This window comes from Niallia sp. Man26 (assembly GCF_022049065.2).
Classification (GTDB): Bacteria; Bacillota; Bacilli; order Bacillales; family Cytobacillaceae; genus Niallia.
Genome location: NZ_CP095744.1, coordinates 1,270,151 through 1,286,270 on the forward strand (window position 1 = coordinate 1,270,151; position 16,120 = coordinate 1,286,270).

16 protein-coding genes are annotated in these 16,120 nt (G+C 36.6%); 13 read left to right on the forward strand and 3 right to left on the reverse strand.

Features of this window, described 5'->3' with window-relative positions:
- Positions 1-39 precede the first annotated feature (39 nt).
- The 5 genes from L8T27_RS25860 to L8T27_RS25880 all read left to right on the forward strand — a co-directional run bounded on the left by L8T27_RS25860 (position 40) and on the right by L8T27_RS25880 (position 7,052).
- On the forward strand, positions 40-714 hold the full coding sequence (locus L8T27_RS25860) for an NAD(P)H-dependent oxidoreductase (RefSeq protein WP_237944212.1): 675 nt from the start codon (positions 40-42) through the stop codon (positions 712-714).
- A gap of 312 nt (positions 715-1,026) precedes the next feature.
- A complete protein-coding gene (locus tag L8T27_RS25865; RefSeq protein WP_237943994.1) occupies positions 1,027-1,530 on the forward strand; it encodes a MarR family winged helix-turn-helix transcriptional regulator in 504 nt (167 codons plus the stop codon).
- A 196-nt stretch (positions 1,531-1,726) separates the two neighbouring features.
- Entirely contained in the window at positions 1,727-3,178 is a 1,452-nt protein-coding gene (gene cls, locus L8T27_RS25870) for a cardiolipin synthase (RefSeq protein WP_237943996.1), read from the forward strand.
- A 288-nt stretch (positions 3,179-3,466) separates the two neighbouring features.
- The gene (locus L8T27_RS25875) at positions 3,467-5,224 is read left to right on the forward strand and encodes an ABC transporter ATP-binding protein (RefSeq protein ID WP_237943998.1); all 1,758 of its coding nucleotides are present in this window, start codon (positions 3,467-3,469) and stop codon (positions 5,222-5,224) included.
- Positions 5,225-5,309: 85 nt separating this feature from the next.
- On the forward strand, positions 5,310-7,052 hold the full coding sequence (locus L8T27_RS25880; RefSeq protein ID WP_396953826.1) for an ABC transporter ATP-binding protein: 1,743 nt from the start codon (positions 5,310-5,312) through the stop codon (positions 7,050-7,052).
- A 75-nt stretch (positions 7,053-7,127) separates the two neighbouring features.
- On the opposite strand, the gene L8T27_RS25885 is transcribed toward L8T27_RS25880, so the two are convergent.
- Together L8T27_RS25885 and L8T27_RS25890 are read right to left on the reverse strand one after the other, a co-directional pair.
- Positions 7,128-8,012 carry a hypothetical protein gene (locus L8T27_RS25885; protein ID WP_237944000.1) on the reverse strand — a complete coding sequence of 295 codons (885 nt, stop codon included), beginning with the start codon at positions 8,010-8,012 and terminating at the stop codon, positions 7,128-7,130.
- A complete protein-coding gene (locus L8T27_RS25890; RefSeq protein ID WP_233315585.1) occupies positions 8,002-8,469 on the reverse strand; it encodes a flavodoxin domain-containing protein in 468 nt (155 codons plus the stop codon). Before L8T27_RS25890 ends, L8T27_RS25885 begins: the two co-directional genes overlap by 11 nt.
- Positions 8,470-8,740: 271 nt before the next feature.
- Here L8T27_RS25890 and L8T27_RS25895 point away from each other — a divergent pair, with 271 nt between their 5' ends.
- The 6 genes from L8T27_RS25895 (at position 8,741) to L8T27_RS25920 (ending at position 13,034) form a co-directional block, all read left to right on the forward strand.
- Positions 8,741-9,061: a PadR family transcriptional regulator gene (locus L8T27_RS25895; protein WP_233315584.1), complete on the forward strand. Its 321-nt coding sequence runs from the start codon at positions 8,741-8,743 to the stop codon at positions 9,059-9,061.
- A complete protein-coding gene (locus tag L8T27_RS25900) occupies positions 9,054-9,653 on the forward strand; it encodes a DUF1700 domain-containing protein (protein WP_237944002.1) in 600 nt (199 codons plus the stop codon). Before L8T27_RS25895 ends, L8T27_RS25900 begins: the two co-directional genes overlap by 8 nt.
- The gene (locus tag L8T27_RS25905; protein WP_237944004.1) at positions 9,654-10,619 is read left to right on the forward strand and encodes a DUF4097 family beta strand repeat-containing protein; all 966 of its coding nucleotides are present in this window, start codon (positions 9,654-9,656) and stop codon (positions 10,617-10,619) included.
- Positions 10,620-10,774: 155 nt separating this feature from the next.
- Positions 10,775-11,152 carry a VOC family protein gene (locus tag L8T27_RS25910; RefSeq protein WP_233315581.1) on the forward strand — a complete coding sequence of 126 codons (378 nt, stop codon included), beginning with the start codon at positions 10,775-10,777 and terminating at the stop codon, positions 11,150-11,152.
- 75 nt (positions 11,153-11,227) lie between these two features.
- Positions 11,228-11,674, forward strand: coding sequence for a GNAT family N-acetyltransferase (locus tag L8T27_RS25915; protein ID WP_237944006.1), 447 nt, complete (start codon positions 11,228-11,230; stop codon positions 11,672-11,674).
- Between the two features lie 364 nt (positions 11,675-12,038).
- Positions 12,039-13,034: a glycosyl hydrolase family 18 protein gene (locus L8T27_RS25920; protein WP_396953825.1), complete on the forward strand. Its 996-nt coding sequence runs from the start codon at positions 12,039-12,041 to the stop codon at positions 13,032-13,034.
- A gap of 59 nt (positions 13,035-13,093) precedes the next feature.
- Here the strand turns inward: L8T27_RS25920 and L8T27_RS25925 are convergent, their stop codons facing one another.
- Complete coding sequence (locus tag L8T27_RS25925; protein WP_237944010.1) at positions 13,094-13,975, reverse strand: LysR family transcriptional regulator; 882 nt, start codon at positions 13,973-13,975, stop codon at positions 13,094-13,096.
- Between the two features lie 124 nt (positions 13,976-14,099).
- Between L8T27_RS25925 and L8T27_RS25930 the strand changes: the two genes are divergently transcribed.
- On the forward strand, positions 14,100-15,008 hold the full coding sequence (locus L8T27_RS25930; RefSeq protein ID WP_237944012.1) for a DMT family transporter: 909 nt from the start codon (positions 14,100-14,102) through the stop codon (positions 15,006-15,008).
- A gap of 99 nt (positions 15,009-15,107) precedes the next feature.
- Positions 15,108-16,010 carry a DMT family transporter gene (locus L8T27_RS25935; RefSeq protein WP_237944014.1) on the forward strand — a complete coding sequence of 301 codons (903 nt, stop codon included), beginning with the start codon at positions 15,108-15,110 and terminating at the stop codon, positions 16,008-16,010.
- Positions 16,011-16,120: the final 110 nt, after the last annotated feature.

Here is a 16,120-nt window from a genome sequence, read left to right on the forward strand (position 1 = left end):
TTGCGAACGCAATAGCACTTTAGAATCCCATTGCTTTAGCTGTGGGAGTGTCAAGAAACAAAAAAGCAGGAAATCTTAGATGCATTTAACTTTCGTCATGCTACAAAGGTATTTGACCCTACGAAGAAAATTTCTAAAGAGGACTTTTCATTTATCCTAGAAACTGGTCGTTTATCTCCAAGCTCTGTTGGTTATGAACCATGGAAATTTCTTATCGTGCAAAATAAGGAGTTTCATGAGCGATTGAAGGAGGTTGCATGGGGAGCACAAGGTCAGCTTCCGACTGCTAGTCATTTCGTTATCATTCTTGCACGGACAGATGCAAGATACGATTCTGAGTATGTATGGCAACTGCAAAAAAACGTGAAGCACATACCGGAAGATAAAATTGAAAAGATGAAGTCTGCGTACAAAAGTTTTCAAGAGGGTATGAAGCTGTTGGAAAGCGATAGAGCATTGTTTGACTGGGCTAGCAAGCAAACATATATCGCCCTTGGCAATATGATGACAGCAGCGGCACAAATCGGAATTGATTCTTGTCCAATTGAAGGCTTTAGTCCTGAAAAAGTGAATCAGCTTTTGGAGGAAAAAGGTTTGTTGGAGAATGGCAAGCTTGCGGTATCTGCTATGGTTGCTTTTGGCTATCGCGCAGAAAATCCAGACCGTCCGAAAACACGCCGAGCTATGGAAGATGTAGTACAGTGGATAGACTAATGGATAAACGACTACTAAGAAGTCTGTGCAGCGATTGTTTGGGCTGCATGGACTTGTTTTTTGCATATACACAAAAATAAGGGGGAAATATGAGATAAAACTTGGGGAAACGCTGAAGAGTAAATTAAACAAATAGTAGTAGTAAATTTGGCTATATTTCTCATTATAAAAAAAACAAGTAATACTATGTGCTTAAAAGAGTTATACCATAGATAGGCAATTGACATTAATAAATCCATCATGTAAGATGTATTTTAATAAATATATCTAACACGATGTATCGTAACTGATGTTAATGAGAGGATTGAAAAAATGTTAGAAAGAGCTGATTATCTTCGAGAGTCGATCGATTTTTTACAGCGGTTTATAGCAAAAAGTATGCAGAAGGAAGCTGAGGGCTATGGATTTACAGTGCCGCAGATTAGGGTTATTGCGGAAGTAATGACAAATAAAACTTCAAGTATTAAGCAATTAACTCATAATTTAAAAATGACCCAAAGTTCTGTTTCTGATATAGTGGAAAGACTTATCGGAAAAGGCATACTTGAGAAAACTCCCAATCCTAAAGATAAACGCTCAGTGGTTATCACATTAACGAAGGGTGCAGAAGATGGAATAAACAAAAAGGATTACACCCATTTAAATGAAATGATAACCGGTGCGCTGAGTCAGCTTAATGCCGAAGAACAAGAAATCGTTATGAAGGGAATGCAGCTGCTTGTCGGAGCCGTAAAAGAAAAAATGACATCAGAAGGAATGAACTATAATGAGTCCTTTGATGTAATGCTATTTCCTACTCATGAAAATAAACAATAATTTTCTATTGTAATGTTATTAACAATACTTGTAGTGGGCATTATGAAAGACTTTAGGTGAATTAGCATTCAAGCCTCATACATATAAGTTTACAAGTAGCAATATACTTAAAATAATCGCTTTTCATCATGAATAGCGTTTTTTTGTATGGATAACTTTTAATGATTATTGCAGGAGAAAGGATAATACTGAATATATGGAAACAAGCAACATAATAACGCTGTTAATTTCGTTAATTTCTTTTATAAATATAGCGCTTGGTATTGCTGTTATCTTTTTCGAAAGAAGGGATGTTGGCTATACATGGGCTTGGTTATTAATACTGTTTACTGTTCCGGTCGTAGGTTTTCTTATTTATATTTTCTTAGGCCGCCAAGTGAGAAAAGAGAATTTTTATAAGTTAACTGATTTTGAAAAAAGTGATTTTGAGATGGCTGTTAATAGGGAGCTAGAAGCGGTAAAAGAACATTATTCGCATAATGAAATGCTGGATCAATATTCGGATTTAATTAATATGAATTTAAACTCTTCTAATGCATTTTTAACTACTGATAATGAAATTAATATCTTTACCACTGGGCAGGAAAAATTTGCTTCGCTTTTTGAGGATATTAAGAAGGCAAAAGAAGAAGTGAATATACAATACTATATTATTCAACCTGATAATCTTGGTAAACAACTAAGAGATTTATTAGTTCAAAAAGCGAAGGAAGGAGTTAAAGTGCGTTTGCTTTTTGATGCGATTGGTTCGAAGAAAATATCACCCTCTTTTTATCAAGAGATTATTAAGAATGGCGGAGAGGTCGAAGTTTTTTTTCCTTCTTTTCTAAGATTAATTAACTTTCGTATTAACAATCGCAACCATCGAAAGCTTTGTATTATTGACGGAAATATTGCTTATATAGGCGGATTTAATGTTGGTGATGAGTATATGGGCATGAAAAAAAAGTTTGGGTATTGGCGTGACACTCACTTAAAAATTACGGGTAATGCGGTTAATCACGTGCAGGCGAGATTTATCTTGGATTGGGTTTATTCAAGTAAAGCTGAGCAAGTAGCTGGAGAGGATTTCTCCTTTACAAAAGGGGAGCATAACGGAAACAGTCCTGTTCAAATTGTTTCAAGCGGCCCAAACTCAAAAACAGAGCATTTAAAAAATATGTATGTAAGACTTATTATGTCTGCGAAGAAAAGTATCTATATCCAGACACCGTATTTTATTCCAGATGCGAGTTTTATGGACGCATGTAAAATGGCCCTTTTATCTGGCGTGGATTTGCGTATTATGATTCCGAATAAGCCTGATCATCCCTTTGTGTATTGGGCCACATGGGCATTTGCAGGTGAACTGTTATCATATGGAGCTAAAATCTATTTGTATGAGAAAGGCTTCTTGCATGCTAAGACAATTGTAGTCGATCAAAAGACATCGTCTGTTGGAACGACCAATATAGATAATAGAAGCTTTAAGTTGAATTTCGAAGTTAATGCAACTGTATATGACAAAGCTATTGCAGACGAGCTTGCACATATCTTTCATGAGGATATAAAAAACTGCTCCCACTTAACAATAGAAAGATATGAGGAAAGACCACTAAGCATAAAATTTAAAGAAGCTATATCAAGGCTTTTAGCGCCTATTTTATAAGATGGAAACGGAAACGGAAGAGTTTCCGTTTTTTTAATGAAAATACATCCTTTTATTAAAAATTGACAATCGAAATTATATCGTATAAGATGCATATTATACGATATATCCTGTGCGATGTAGTTTGCAAATTGTTACTACTGTAAAAAATTTACTTGTGTTTTGGCTGGTGAATAAGCACATTATGTTGAAGCATTAAAAGGTTCGGAATCAGAAATGAACTAACACCTAACAAGACTTTGAAATGGACAAAAGGAGCAGGTTTTATGCAAAGGGAGGATTTCAGCAATGTTAAAAATATTTAGCCACTTTCAAAGAAAAGATTGGCTGTTAATTACATGTGCGTTAGTATTCATTGTTATGCAAGTCTGGCTTGATCTGAAGCTTCCGGATTATATGTCGGAAATTACTAGGCTTGTTCAAACAGAGGGAAGTGAAATTAGTGATGTTCTTTCCCAAGGCGGATTTATGCTGCTGTGTGCGGTGGGAAGTATGGCCGCTTCCATCATCACTGTGTATTTTGCCGCAAAAGTAGCAGCGAGATTTTCAAACAGATTAAGGGGAATGGTGTTTGATAAAACCTTATCCTTCTCGATGCAGGAGCTTTCTAGTTTTTCTACGGCAAGTTTAATTACTCGTTCCACAAATGATATTATGCAGGTTCAAATGCTCATCATACTTGGGTTGCAAGTTGTTTTGAAAGCCCCGATACTTGCGGTTTGGGCTATTTTAAAGATTATGGGGAAATCTTGGCAGTGGACTGCCGCGACTGGAGTCGCTGTGTTCGTACTATTGGTGTTAATTGCTATCATAGTTTTAATCGCATTACCTAAATTCAAAGTTATTCAAACATTAACAGATAATTTAAACATGGTTACAAGAGAAAATTTAACGGGAATACGTGTTGTTCATGCCTACAATTCTACTAAGTTCCATCAAAGTAAATTTGAAAAAGCGAACAACGATTTAACAGACACAAACCTGTTTACAACGAGAACGATGGCCATATTAATGCCGACAATTTCGCTTATTATGTCCGGAATCAGTCTTGCGATTTATTGGATTGGCGCCGTATTAATAAATGATGCGCCAATGACAAATAAACTGACGATATTCTCTGATATGGTCGTATTTTCTTCTTATGCGATGCAGATAATTATGGCATTTATGATGGTTTCCATTACTTTTGTTTTGCTGCCTCGTGCAGCTGTTTCTGCAAAGAGGATAAATGAAGTTCTCGATACGGAAGTCAGCATTAAGGATGGAACAGCAACAGAAGGAACTACAGAAGCAGAAATTGAATTTCGAAATGTCAGCTTTAAATACCCTGGGGCATCTGAATATGTTTTACAGAATGTAAGTTTCAAAGCGTCTAAGGGAGAAACGCTTGCTATTATCGGTTCTACAGGCAGCGGAAAGAGTACCCTTGTTAACTTGATTCCTCGTTTTATGGAAGCAACAGAAGGCGAAATTCTTGTGGATGGTCTTAATGTAAAAGAATATAATTTAGAATCGTTAAGAGATAAATTAGGCTATGTATCCCAAAAGGCGGTTATGTTCAGCGGGTCCGTTTCTTCCAATATTGCTTTTGGTGAAGCAGACAAAAGCACAAAAGCTGAAAGCGAAATAAAGAGAGCCGTAGAGATAGCGCAAGGAAAAGACTTTATTGAAAAAATGGATCAGCAATACGAGGCAGCTATTTCACAAGGTGGTACCAATCTCTCAGGTGGTCAGAAGCAAAGACTATCCATTGCACGTGCCATCTATAAATTGCCTGAAATTTATCTATTCGATGATTCCTTTTCTGCTTTAGATTATAAAACAGACCGTGTCCTCCGTTCTAAGTTAAAGCAGGAAATTAAGGATGCTACTTCCATTATTATTGCGCAGAGAATCGGTACAATCAAAGACGCGGATCGCATTCTTGTCCTAGATGAAGGCAAAATAGTAGGAATTGGCAGACACGATGAATTAATGCAGACATGTGATGTATACCAAGAAATTGCTTATTCACAATTGTCAAAGGAGGAGCTTGAAATTGGATGAAAAAAGTCAAGCTGGTCAAGAGCATACAAACATGGAACCAGATAAACAACCAAAAGATGCTAACATTCAGAGCACGCAAAAAGGCATGAATATAAAAAGCCTAAATGAGCTTGCCTCGTATTCGAAGGCTTACTTCCCAGCAATAATTATTGCCTTAATTCTTGCTATGGCGGCTGCCATCTTTAGTATCGTTGGCCCTAATCAGCTAAGCAAGATGACAGATCTTATCACAGAAGGTTTAGTGGGCAGTATTGATATGGACGCTGTTTTCGATGTTGCTATTTTACTTGTGTTTTTGTATGGCGTAGGATTCATTTTCAACTATATCCAAGGCTATATTATGGCGACTGTTACACAAAGAGTTTCTAAGCAATTAAGACATGATATTTCCGAGAAAATAAATCGTCTTCCCTTGAAGTATTTTGATTCGACTACAACAGGAGATGTGTTAAGCAGAGTAACTAATGATGTAGATATGGTCGGTCAAACGATGAACCAAAGCATCAGTGGTTTAATTACAGCCATTACTATGTTTGTAGGATCATTAATTATGATGTTTTACACAAACTGGATTATGGCAATTTCAGCTGTGCTTTCAACCGTAGTTGGGTTTGTATTGATGGTCTTTATCATATCAAAATCTCAAACCTACTTTGCACAGCAGCAAGCAGACCTAGGTAAGCTCAATGGTCATATTGAGGAGACTTATTCAGGGCATAATGTGGTAAAGGCATATAATGGCGAAAAACAAGCGCAGAATGATTTTTCTGTCATTAACACAAGATTATATGATAGTGCATGGAAATCTCAATTCATGTCAGGTCTTATGATGCCACTCATGATGTTCATCGGAAACTTTGGATATGTAGTCGTTTGTATTGTTGGGGCTGCCCTTGCAGTAAATGGCACGATCTCCTTTGGTGTAATTGTTGCGTTTATGCTTTATATTCGGCTATTTACACAACCGCTTCAACAGCTGGCCCAAGCAGCCACTAATTTACAGTCTACTGCGGCAGCGAGTGGACGAGTCTTTGAATTTTTAGGAGAGGAAGAGCTTGCGAAAGAAAGCAACAAATTAGAAAAGTTAGAAAATGTTAATGGAAATGTGGAATTTAAGCATGTGCAATTTGGTTATGACGAAGATAAGTTAATTATTAAGGATTTTTCTGTAAAGGTGGCAGCAGGGCAAAAAGTTGCTATTGTAGGGCCAACAGGTGCGGGAAAAACAACGCTAATCAACTTACTGATGCGATTTTATGAATTAAATGGCGGAGAAATCACGATTGACGGCATTTCGACTAATCAAATGACAAGAGAGTGTTTGCATGATCTGTTCTGTATGGTGCTTCAAGATACATGGGTGTTTGAGGGGTCTATTCGCGATAATATTGTTTATTCAAGGGATGATGTATCAAATCAAGAGGTAGAAGCAGCCTGCAAAGCAGTAGGGCTAGATCACTTTATTAAAACATTGCCTGATAAATATGATACGATTTTAAATGACAAGTCAAGTTTATCTGCAGGACAAAAGCAGCTGATTACCATTGCCCGGGCTATGGTGAAAATGGCGCCATTACTTATTCTCGATGAAGCAACAAGCTCAGTCGATACGCGCACAGAGGTGCTTATCCAGCAAGCAATGGATAAACTAACGGAAGGAAAAACATCCTTTGTTATCGCGCACAGATTGTCTACGATAAAAAATGCCGATTTGATTTTAGTAATGAAAGATGGCGATATTATCGAAGCTGGTAACCATCAAGAATTAATCAGCCAAGACGGCTTCTATGCAGAACTATATAATAGCCAATTTGAAGAGGCATCTTAAAAAGATTACAAAAATATTAATTAGTAAAAGTCTATAGATATATATTCTATAGACTTTTTTGTCTTTAACTCCAAATTAATGAAGTACCTTCTTTGCCTTGAAGCTTTCTTGTATCCACTTGCACTCCTCTCCACCAGCTAAAAATAAGTCTCCTGCACTTACAGCTGCCGAAAAACAATGACCTTTTATCGTTTCAACTGGCACTAAACTCATGTGCGAAAAATCGTATTGATAGATTCGGGAATAGCCATATTCGTCCTTGCTGGAACAAACATACATATTATCATCAGCATGAACCATATGTAAAAAAGCACGCTCTTCTATTTGAGAAGTAAGAGAATGCCAGATGGTTTCCCCATGTTTTCGAAAAGAGATGGTACCTTTATTTGTCTGACATGCGCCAGTTGTCATCCATAGGTAAGTGGGATCTACGTGAATGGATGACACCATTTTTTCTTGTTCATAAAGTAAAGCTTCTAGCACCTTGGTAGATAACGAATATTTCCACAGACCGCCATTTTGTTTATGTATTTGTGTTCCAATGTATATTTCATCAGCAAATAATGTTAAGGAGCGAATAACTGGTCTAACGGATAGTTCTTTAAAAAGCGAAATCACATTCCATTTTTGTCCGAAATCATAGGATACTAGTAATTGTGTGCCAGCATGTGTAATAACTAAGCCGCTGTCATTGCCGACGATATTCCACAGGCGTTGACTAGTTGGGAAGGAAGAGGTGCGCCATCTTCCGGTTTTCAAATGAAGCTTAATATATCTGCCTTTGTCACCAACTCCCATAATATACTCACCAATTCTTTTCAGCTGGTAAATGGATTCTTGTAATGGAATCATTAGCTTCGATTTATTATGTTTATACGAGAAGATTCCATGCCCCTTAATGGAGACTAAAAATTCATGTGGGGCAGGGGAGACAACAGCGGTCGCTCCATTAGCGTGCATGACTAGTGTCCTTTTCCTTTACCCATTCATATGCACCAAGAGCAAATTGCTCACATTCCTGTATTTCCTCCTCACTATCAGGACTAAATTCGATTTTTAATCTAGTGGTAAATACTTCTCCGCCTCTTTCTTTAACTTTGTCTGCCAAAGTATCTACAGCTTGACAGAAGGCAGGATAAAAAGTATCTCCAGAGCCAAAAATACCGAAGGACATTCCATGTAAATCCATTTCACATAGCTCATCATACATATCCTCCAGTTCGTATGGTAAATCCCCATCTCCCCAAGTATAGCTTCCGAAAAGAACGAGATCATATGATGATAAATTTTCAAGAGGAATTAAATCTAATTCCTCTACGTCTATGTCACAATTTAAAGATTCTAATTTATTTTTAATAACAGTAGTTATATCCTCTGTATTGCTCGTCAAACTTACATATCCAATTAATACTTTCATTCTGTCCACCTCTTAAATGAGAATAATTTTCATTTGTTATTAACTATAAGTGATAATGATTATCATTGTCAACATAATAAATAATTCATTTTATGACAAGAGGGGAATGAATTTTACAATTGTGGCAGAAAGGAAACGATTGATTACTATTTATCCAGAAAAATCCAGAAATGGTTCTTGACGTTCTTATACTATACGCCGTATAATATGATTATCCTAATACTATACGCCGTATAATATTATAAACGAACATGGGAGGTGTTCCATTTAAATGTCTTTTCAGCTTGGTTCCTCGTTACTTGATGCCTGTGTTCTTGCAGTCTTGGCTAAGAGTGATGCATATGGTTATTCCCTTACACAGCAAGTGCGTGAGATTATGGATATTTCCGAATCAACACTTTATCCTGTACTGCGCAGGCTTCAAAAGAAAGATTACTTAACAACATATGATCAACCATATCAAGGCAGAAATCGGCGATATTACCGAATTACAGATAGTGGGATTGAAAAGTACCAAGAACTTATTCAAGAATGGTTGGAGCATAAGCAAAAAATTGATTCTGTCCTATTAGGAGGTATAAAAGATGACTAAAGAAGAGTATTTAAAAAAGCTCCGATTGAAGATTAAGAAATTGCCAGATGAGGAGGTAAATGAGGCAATAGAATATTATCATCAATATTTTGAGGAGGCTGGCGCAGAAAATTCCCAAGCAGTGATTGCTAGCTTAGGTTCTCCAGCATTTGTTGCATCCCAAATTCTTGCAGATTATGCCACTAAGGACTTGGATACTCATAAAAACACTACCAAGAAGAATTTCTCCGCCATTTGGTTTATCATCCTGGCTACTGTAGCTTCTCCCATAGCTTTGCCATTGGCACTATTCATCATTTGCTTAGCAGTAACATTAATTTTAGTATGCGGTGTTACCATTCTTACTTTTTTCATTTTTATCATAGGCTTACCTATTTGTGGCCTATTCAGCATTATTTCTGGCGCTGCAGTTATTCTGCAAGATTGGCAAACAGCTATTTTCTTTATAGGAATAGGCATTATTGCATTGGGAATTGGCTTACTCTTATTTTCACCATTTGTCCAATTCTCCAAAAAGGTAAGCGCGAGTATTGTTAAATTACTAAAAAAACTGCTCGATACATTTAGCATGAAACGCAAGGAGGAAATATAAATGAAACAACCTGTAAGACGGATTACGATAATTGCCAGCGGATTAATTGTGCTCGGCATCCTTCTTGCTGCTATTGGCTTTTTCTCTGGTGCAAAATTATCGATTATAAAAACAGAAACTGGCTTAAAAGCAGTTGGACTAGAAGATAGAAAGCATGAGGAATGGGTATTAAATGAATTTAAAAATCTTGAAGTTGATCTGGCTGATGCTGATATTGAGATAATTCCTTCTAATGAGTACAAACTGGAAATAGACAGAATGGAAGGCAGTGAAATAACCCATCAAATTAAAAATAACACACTAATTATTAACGATAAAACAGCTTTTCCAGCAATTACATTTAGTATGAATTTTTCTGGGGCCATCCAACAAACGAAGATCAAAGTTTATATTCCTGAAAGTACAGAGTTTGACGACGTTTATATTGTTAGTAAATTTGGAGATACAAACATTAATGGAGTGACTACAAATAATTTTAAGATTGCATCTAATGATAGTGATGTCGTAATAAAGAATGTTAAATCAAATAAATTAGCGATTGAAAACAAATTTGGCGATATTACCGCTTCGAATATTGAAGCAGCCCAATTAGCTATCCAAATAAATGATGGAGATGCCGAGTTGAGTAAAATTGATATTACAGAAAATGCAAGTGTGATTAACCAGTTTGGCGATACTAACTTAAGCGATTTTACAAGTCATGACATTAAGCTCGAAAGTAAAGACGGCGATATCAACATAAAAGGTAAATTATTAGGTCAATCAATCATAGATTCTAAATTTGGCGATATTAACTTGGCATTAGCAAACAAGGAATCAGAATTGAGTTATGATATCGACAATGATTTTGGTGATATTACTATTAATGGAACAGAAATAGTCTCCAAAGCGTCTAAATCCGTAAATGGAGAGGATACGCTAACCGTTCAATCAAATGATGGAGATGTTGAGATTACTTTGGAATAAAGAAAGGGTAACATCAAATAAATTTATACGGTAACGTATTGGGGCTTTCCAGAGTTGGGAAGCCTTTTTATCAGGAAAGGTTAATGAAGGATTTTTACTCTATAAAAAAGAATATTAGTTTATAAACACAGTCTTTTAAAAGGAGTGAAAGGTAAATGTTTAGTAGAGTCGGTCAAATTATGTTATATGTTCATAACCAAGATGAGGCAGTGAACTTCTGGACAGAAAAATTAGGGTTTGCTGTAATCTCTGAAGAAAACAACAATCAAGGAATGAGATGGATTGAAATTGCTCCAAAAGAAGGAGCGGAAACGAGCATCATTTTGCATAATAAAGAATTCGTTGCTAAAATGTCGCCAGGATTAAATCTTGCTACACCATCTTTAATGTTTTTCACAGACAATCTTGATCAATTATACAGTGAGTTAGTAAACAAAAAAATAACAGTTGGCGAGATTGTAAATATGCCATCTGGCCGAGTATTTAACTTTGCAGATAATGAAGAAAACTATTTTGCAGTAATGGAAAAATAACTCGTTAAAATAAGTATCTCCTCAAAAAACAATATGGGAAGAGGAAATAGAAACGGAGAGAAGAGGTATCGTAGTATGGCCCGACACAACTACATCATAAGCCCTTACCATCCTATGTATGCTGACCAGACGGTCAAGATGTGGAGAGACAGCAAGGAAAAAGCTATTGGTCAAAAAGAAGTTCATAGTATGGAAAACCAGATTACCTTTTTAAATGATATATTGCCTGACAAATATAAAATAGAATTGGCGATAGCCGATAACAAAATCGTTGGAATGATTGCCTATAATGATAGGGAAATAAGCCAGCTTTATATCCATCTGGACTATCAAGGAATCGGGATAGGTCAAACATTATTAGACAAGGCAAAAGAACAATCCAGTGGGAAATTATCATTATATACATTTGAAGTTAATGTAAACGCACAACGTTTTTATGAGAAGAATGGTTTTAGGATCATTGGCAGAGGACATGAAAATGAAGAGAATCTACCTGATATTCAATATGAATGGACAGTTTAACAGCTAATATTTTCTATAGTAATCCGACTAGCTGAAATGATTGATCTGTGTATTACCAAGTATTTTCCATGGATGCTGTCGCTCTAGCGAATATGCTGACAATTCTTCCTTTACTAGGAGATAATAATAAAACTGAAAAACCGTGCTATAATTGGATATTTTAATAGTTAAAGGTCATCAGAATTCCCTGATGACCTTTAACTATTAGGATATGTAAATGGATAAAACCTCTTTTTTTACTTTCATATAAGCCCCAACCTAACATCTTACGGTAAAATATTACTATTCGGATAATGTAAGCAGTAATGGAGGAAAAAACTTGAAAAAAACGTGGATATTTATAATTATTTTCGCTGTTTCAGCAATGGTGGCTAGTGCCTATATTTATAATAATGCTAAAGCTAAAGGAGATAAGGAAATGATCCTTGGCTATACAACTGGAGATAATGATTCTTATAAATCACTGACATCCTTTCATAAATATATAAACACGATAGCGACAGATACTTTTTCATTTAATGAAAATGGCTATATAGTAGGAGCGACACCAGAAAATGAACTGGGGTATGCAAAAAAGAAGCAGATAAAAACATATGCAGTTATTTCTAACTTTGGGGAAACTGATTTTGATGCAGAGTTAGCACATATAGTTATGACGGATAAGGAAGCAAAGAATAGATTTATAAAACAACTGATAAGCTTATCGAAGGAAAATGGATATAGCGGAGTTAATATCGATTTTGAAGCAATTAACCCAATTGATCGTTCAAACTATTCTAATCTTATTAAAGCAGCCTCCTCCGCTCTGCATAAAGAAAAAGTGAAAACAATGGTATCTGTGCCGGCAAAATCATCCGATGATAAGAAGAATGATTGGACTTGGCCGTATGATTACAAACAAATTGGCAAATATGCCGATTATGTTCAAGTGATGACGTATGATGAACATGGTTCTTGGGGAGATTCTGGCTCTATAGCAAGTAGAGATTGGTTACAGGATACATTGGACTATTCAATAAAAAATATAAAATCAAAGAAAATACTTATGGGGATTCCAGCGTATGGATATGATTGGAATCTGGATGACTCTGCACAAAATAAACTAGTGCAGTGGGATTATATTCAGGAGCTTTTGAAAAAACATAAAGTAAAACCTACATATGATAAAGTGACAGCGTCTGTATTTTTTACTTATAATGATAATCAGAAGCAAAAGCATGTTGTCTGGTATGAAAATGTATTAACCATTGAGAAGAAAACAAAACTCGTAAAAAAATATAAACTTGGCGGTGTATCAGTCTATGCACTTGGCCATGAATCAACAAGCTTTTGGAAAGCGATTCAGCAAGGGATTAAATAAGTTTACTATTCTATGAACTAAAACAGAGACAATTCTTCAAATTGTCTCTGTTTTTAATTCTATTTTTTAATGACTTTAGGCTCCCGATATCTCTCTAATACAAAATCAATAAAATGCCTGCAGGCAATCGGCAGTACTCGTTTGTCTTTGTATGCAAGGCTGATGGTGCGTACAACAGAAGGGATGAGTGGTTTTGTGCTGATGCGGTAAGGGCATCTTTGGAGCACAAGACCAGGCAAAATAGAAATGCCAAGTCCCTGTTCTATCATGGACATAATCGTATAGTCATCATGTACGTGGTAGTGAATATTTGGTTCAAAACGGTGTTGCTCAAAAGTAGTCAAAGCTTCACTGACTTCACCTTCCTCTAACAGAATGAAGGGATCTTCGGTCAAGCTGTGGAGGGGAATACGATCAAGGCTTGCCAATGGATGATCTACTGGCAAGACAGCAAGCATATCATCAGCTTGTAATCTGATTATTGTCAGATTTGTTATTCCATATGGATTTACAAAGCCAAAATCGACACTTCCTTCTTTAATCCAATTGGCGATGTCCGTATAATCTCCTTGATGCAGTTCAAAATGAACAGCTGGATAATTCTCTTTAAAATCCTTCATTAGTCTTGGTAGCCACTGGCTGGAGACACTCGAAAAGGTGCCAATCCGTATAAGCCCGCTTTCAAGACCTTCCATTTCTTTTCGTCTCTCAATCAGCTCTCGATGAGAATTATATATTTTCCTGATGAATGGGAGAAGTTCTTCTCCGTCAGGGGTCAGTGTTATCCCTGTTCGAGATCGTATGATTAATGTAGATGAAAGCTCTTTTTCAAGTGTATGTATCATTTGACTGACGGCTGATTGCGTATAGCCAAGCTGTTCGGCAGCTTTCGTAAAACTGCCTGTTTCAATCGCTTTGATAAAGGCGTAATATGGATTCATTTCCATCCCTCCTAAAGCATTAGGGTTTCTAATGGTTAAATTATAAATATTCGTTTTACTAATGTAAATACAGTTGCTAATATAAATCCAGAAGAATATAAGTAGAGGGAAGGGCTTAGGCACTATGACACAAAAAAAGGCAAATTTGATTTTAGCTACTGTCTCGATGGGATGGGGAACTTCATATATTTTTATGAAGCTTTTGGCTGATACCGTATCACCTATGACAATGGTGTCCCTGCGATTTGGGATTGCATTTATCGTAATGGCTTTATTGTTTTCAAAACGGATTTTTCCAATAGATAGGAAGACATTGAAAAATAGTATGATTACAGGATTGCTTTTATTAGGAATTTTTATGTTTCTTTCAATTGGAATGAAAAGCACCACCGCATCCACTGCAGGTTTCCTGACTAGCACAACAGTGATTTTAGTTCCTGTTTTGCAAGCAATTATTAATCGGAAATGGCCAAGTACAAAGATTACTTTAGGAGTTATCATTGTGTCTATCGGACTTTCGCTTCTGTCATTAGGCGATGACTTTGCCTTGTCAGCTGGAGCTCTCTACTGTTTAGCTGGAGCACTTTTTTATGCAGTGCATATTATCGTGACAAACCGCTTTATAAAGGTAGCAGATCCATTAAAGCTCGGTGTGTATCAGCTTGGTTTTGCGGCCATTTATGCTGCGATTAGCGGGATATTCCTATTTGGTAATCTCACGCTGCCTCAAGCGGGGATGGATTGGTTGGCAATTCTCGGTTTAGCGCTGATTTGTTCTGCATATGGATTTGTAATGCAGCCGATTGCGCAAAAGCATACTACACCTGAAATGACAGGGTTTTTATTTGCGCTGGAGCCGATTTTTGCAGCCGTGTTTGCCTTTGTTTTTCTCCAGGAAAATATCGGCCTGCAAGGATATGTAGGGGCATTACTTGTGCTTTGTGGCGTGTTGACCGCAAGTATGAACACAGATAAGATAGGAAAAGCAAAAAGGAAGCAGCAAGTTGAACTAAAGACAAAACAGCCTGTGTAAAAATCACAATAGAGCGTATTATTTGTAGTCTGAACACGTTTGAGATACTCTTTTCATGGGAGAAATACTGCTTTTAAACATAGGGGAGAGGTTAAACCGATGAATAAAATATCTCGAACAAGAACAGTATTGCTTCTGACTTTTCTCGTTATTGTCTGGGGAGTCAACTGGCCGTTATCTAAAATGGCGCTTAGCTACACACCTCCATTGCTGTTTGCAGGAATTAGAACAGTACTTGGAGGATTGATATTGCTTGTGTTTGCATTGCCAAGAATAAAGCAATTAAGATTTAAAGAAACATGGCACTTATACGTAATTTCTGCAATATTAAACATCATCATATTTTACGGATTTCAAACAGTAGGCTTAGGCTATATGCCAGCTGGATTATTTTCAAGCATCGTCTTTATTGAACCAGTTCTGCTGGGAATATTCTCATGGATTTGGCTTGGAGAGTCTATGTACGGGTGGAAAATCATCGGCTTGATACTTGGCTTTGCTGGTGTTGCCATTATCAGTACTGGCGGGTTAACAGGTGATATCTCTATGCTTGGTATTCTACTTGCGCTTGGTTCAGCAATTGGCTGGGGATTAGGAACTGTATTTGTTAAGAAGACAGGTAGTTCTGTTGATTCTATTTGGATGGTCACAATGCAGCTCCTCATTGGAGGGCTTTTCCTGTTAGGTGTAGGTTCAAGCATAGAAAGCTGGTCAAGTATTGAGTGGCAAATGCTGTTTATTGCTAATTTGCTGTTCATTTCCATCTTTGTCATCGCCTTTGGGTGGCTTGCTTACTTCACCCTAGTAGGCTCTGGAGAAGCAAGCAAAGTAGGTTCCTACACCTTTCTCATCCCGCTGATTGCGATTTTTTGCAGCTCTATCGTTTTAAATGAATCGATTACTTTCAAGCTTGTGCTTGGACTTATCTGTATCATCATCAGTATCTGTTTTGTGAATATTAAGCTGAAACCAAGACGAGTGAAAACTCAAATAGAAGGATAAATTTATCTCCATGAAAAGAGCCTTTTGTGTGTAAAAGGCTCTTTGATTTTTTGCCGGCAAACTATAAATTTTATTAAAATCTATCAAAAAATACAAAATGTGGAATATTA

Coding starts and splice junctions, on each gene's coding strand:
- L8T27_RS25915 (WP_237944006.1), top strand. CDS start 11,228: ATGGCCCGACACAACTACATCATAAGCCCTTACCATCCTATGTATGCT.
- cls (WP_237943996.1), top strand. CDS start 1,727: ATGGAAACAAGCAACATAATAACGCTGTTAATTTCGTTAATTTCTTTT.
- L8T27_RS25875 (WP_237943998.1), top strand. CDS start 3,467: ATGTTAAAAATATTTAGCCACTTTCAAAGAAAAGATTGGCTGTTAATT.
- L8T27_RS25880 (WP_396953826.1), top strand. CDS start 5,310: ATGAATATAAAAAGCCTAAATGAGCTTGCCTCGTATTCGAAGGCTTAC.
- L8T27_RS25890 (WP_233315585.1), bottom strand. CDS start 8,469: ATGAAAGTATTAATTGGATATGTAAGTTTGACGAGCAATACAGAGGAT.
- L8T27_RS25910 (WP_233315581.1), top strand. CDS start 10,775: ATGTTTAGTAGAGTCGGTCAAATTATGTTATATGTTCATAACCAAGAT.
- L8T27_RS25885 (WP_237944000.1), bottom strand. CDS start 8,012: ATGCACGCTAATGGAGCGACCGCTGTTGTCTCCCCTGCCCCACATGAA.
- L8T27_RS25865 (WP_237943994.1), top strand. CDS start 1,027: ATGTTAGAAAGAGCTGATTATCTTCGAGAGTCGATCGATTTTTTACAG.
- L8T27_RS25900 (WP_237944002.1), top strand. CDS start 9,054: ATGACTAAAGAAGAGTATTTAAAAAAGCTCCGATTGAAGATTAAGAAA.
- L8T27_RS25935 (WP_237944014.1), top strand. CDS start 15,108: ATGAATAAAATATCTCGAACAAGAACAGTATTGCTTCTGACTTTTCTC.
- L8T27_RS25920 (WP_396953825.1), top strand. CDS start 12,039: ATGGTGGCTAGTGCCTATATTTATAATAATGCTAAAGCTAAAGGAGAT.
- L8T27_RS25930 (WP_237944012.1), top strand. CDS start 14,100: ATGACACAAAAAAAGGCAAATTTGATTTTAGCTACTGTCTCGATGGGA.
- L8T27_RS25895 (WP_233315584.1), top strand. CDS start 8,741: ATGTCTTTTCAGCTTGGTTCCTCGTTACTTGATGCCTGTGTTCTTGCA.
- L8T27_RS25905 (WP_237944004.1), top strand. CDS start 9,654: ATGAAACAACCTGTAAGACGGATTACGATAATTGCCAGCGGATTAATT.
- L8T27_RS25925 (WP_237944010.1), bottom strand. CDS start 13,975: ATGAATCCATATTACGCCTTTATCAAAGCGATTGAAACAGGCAGTTTT.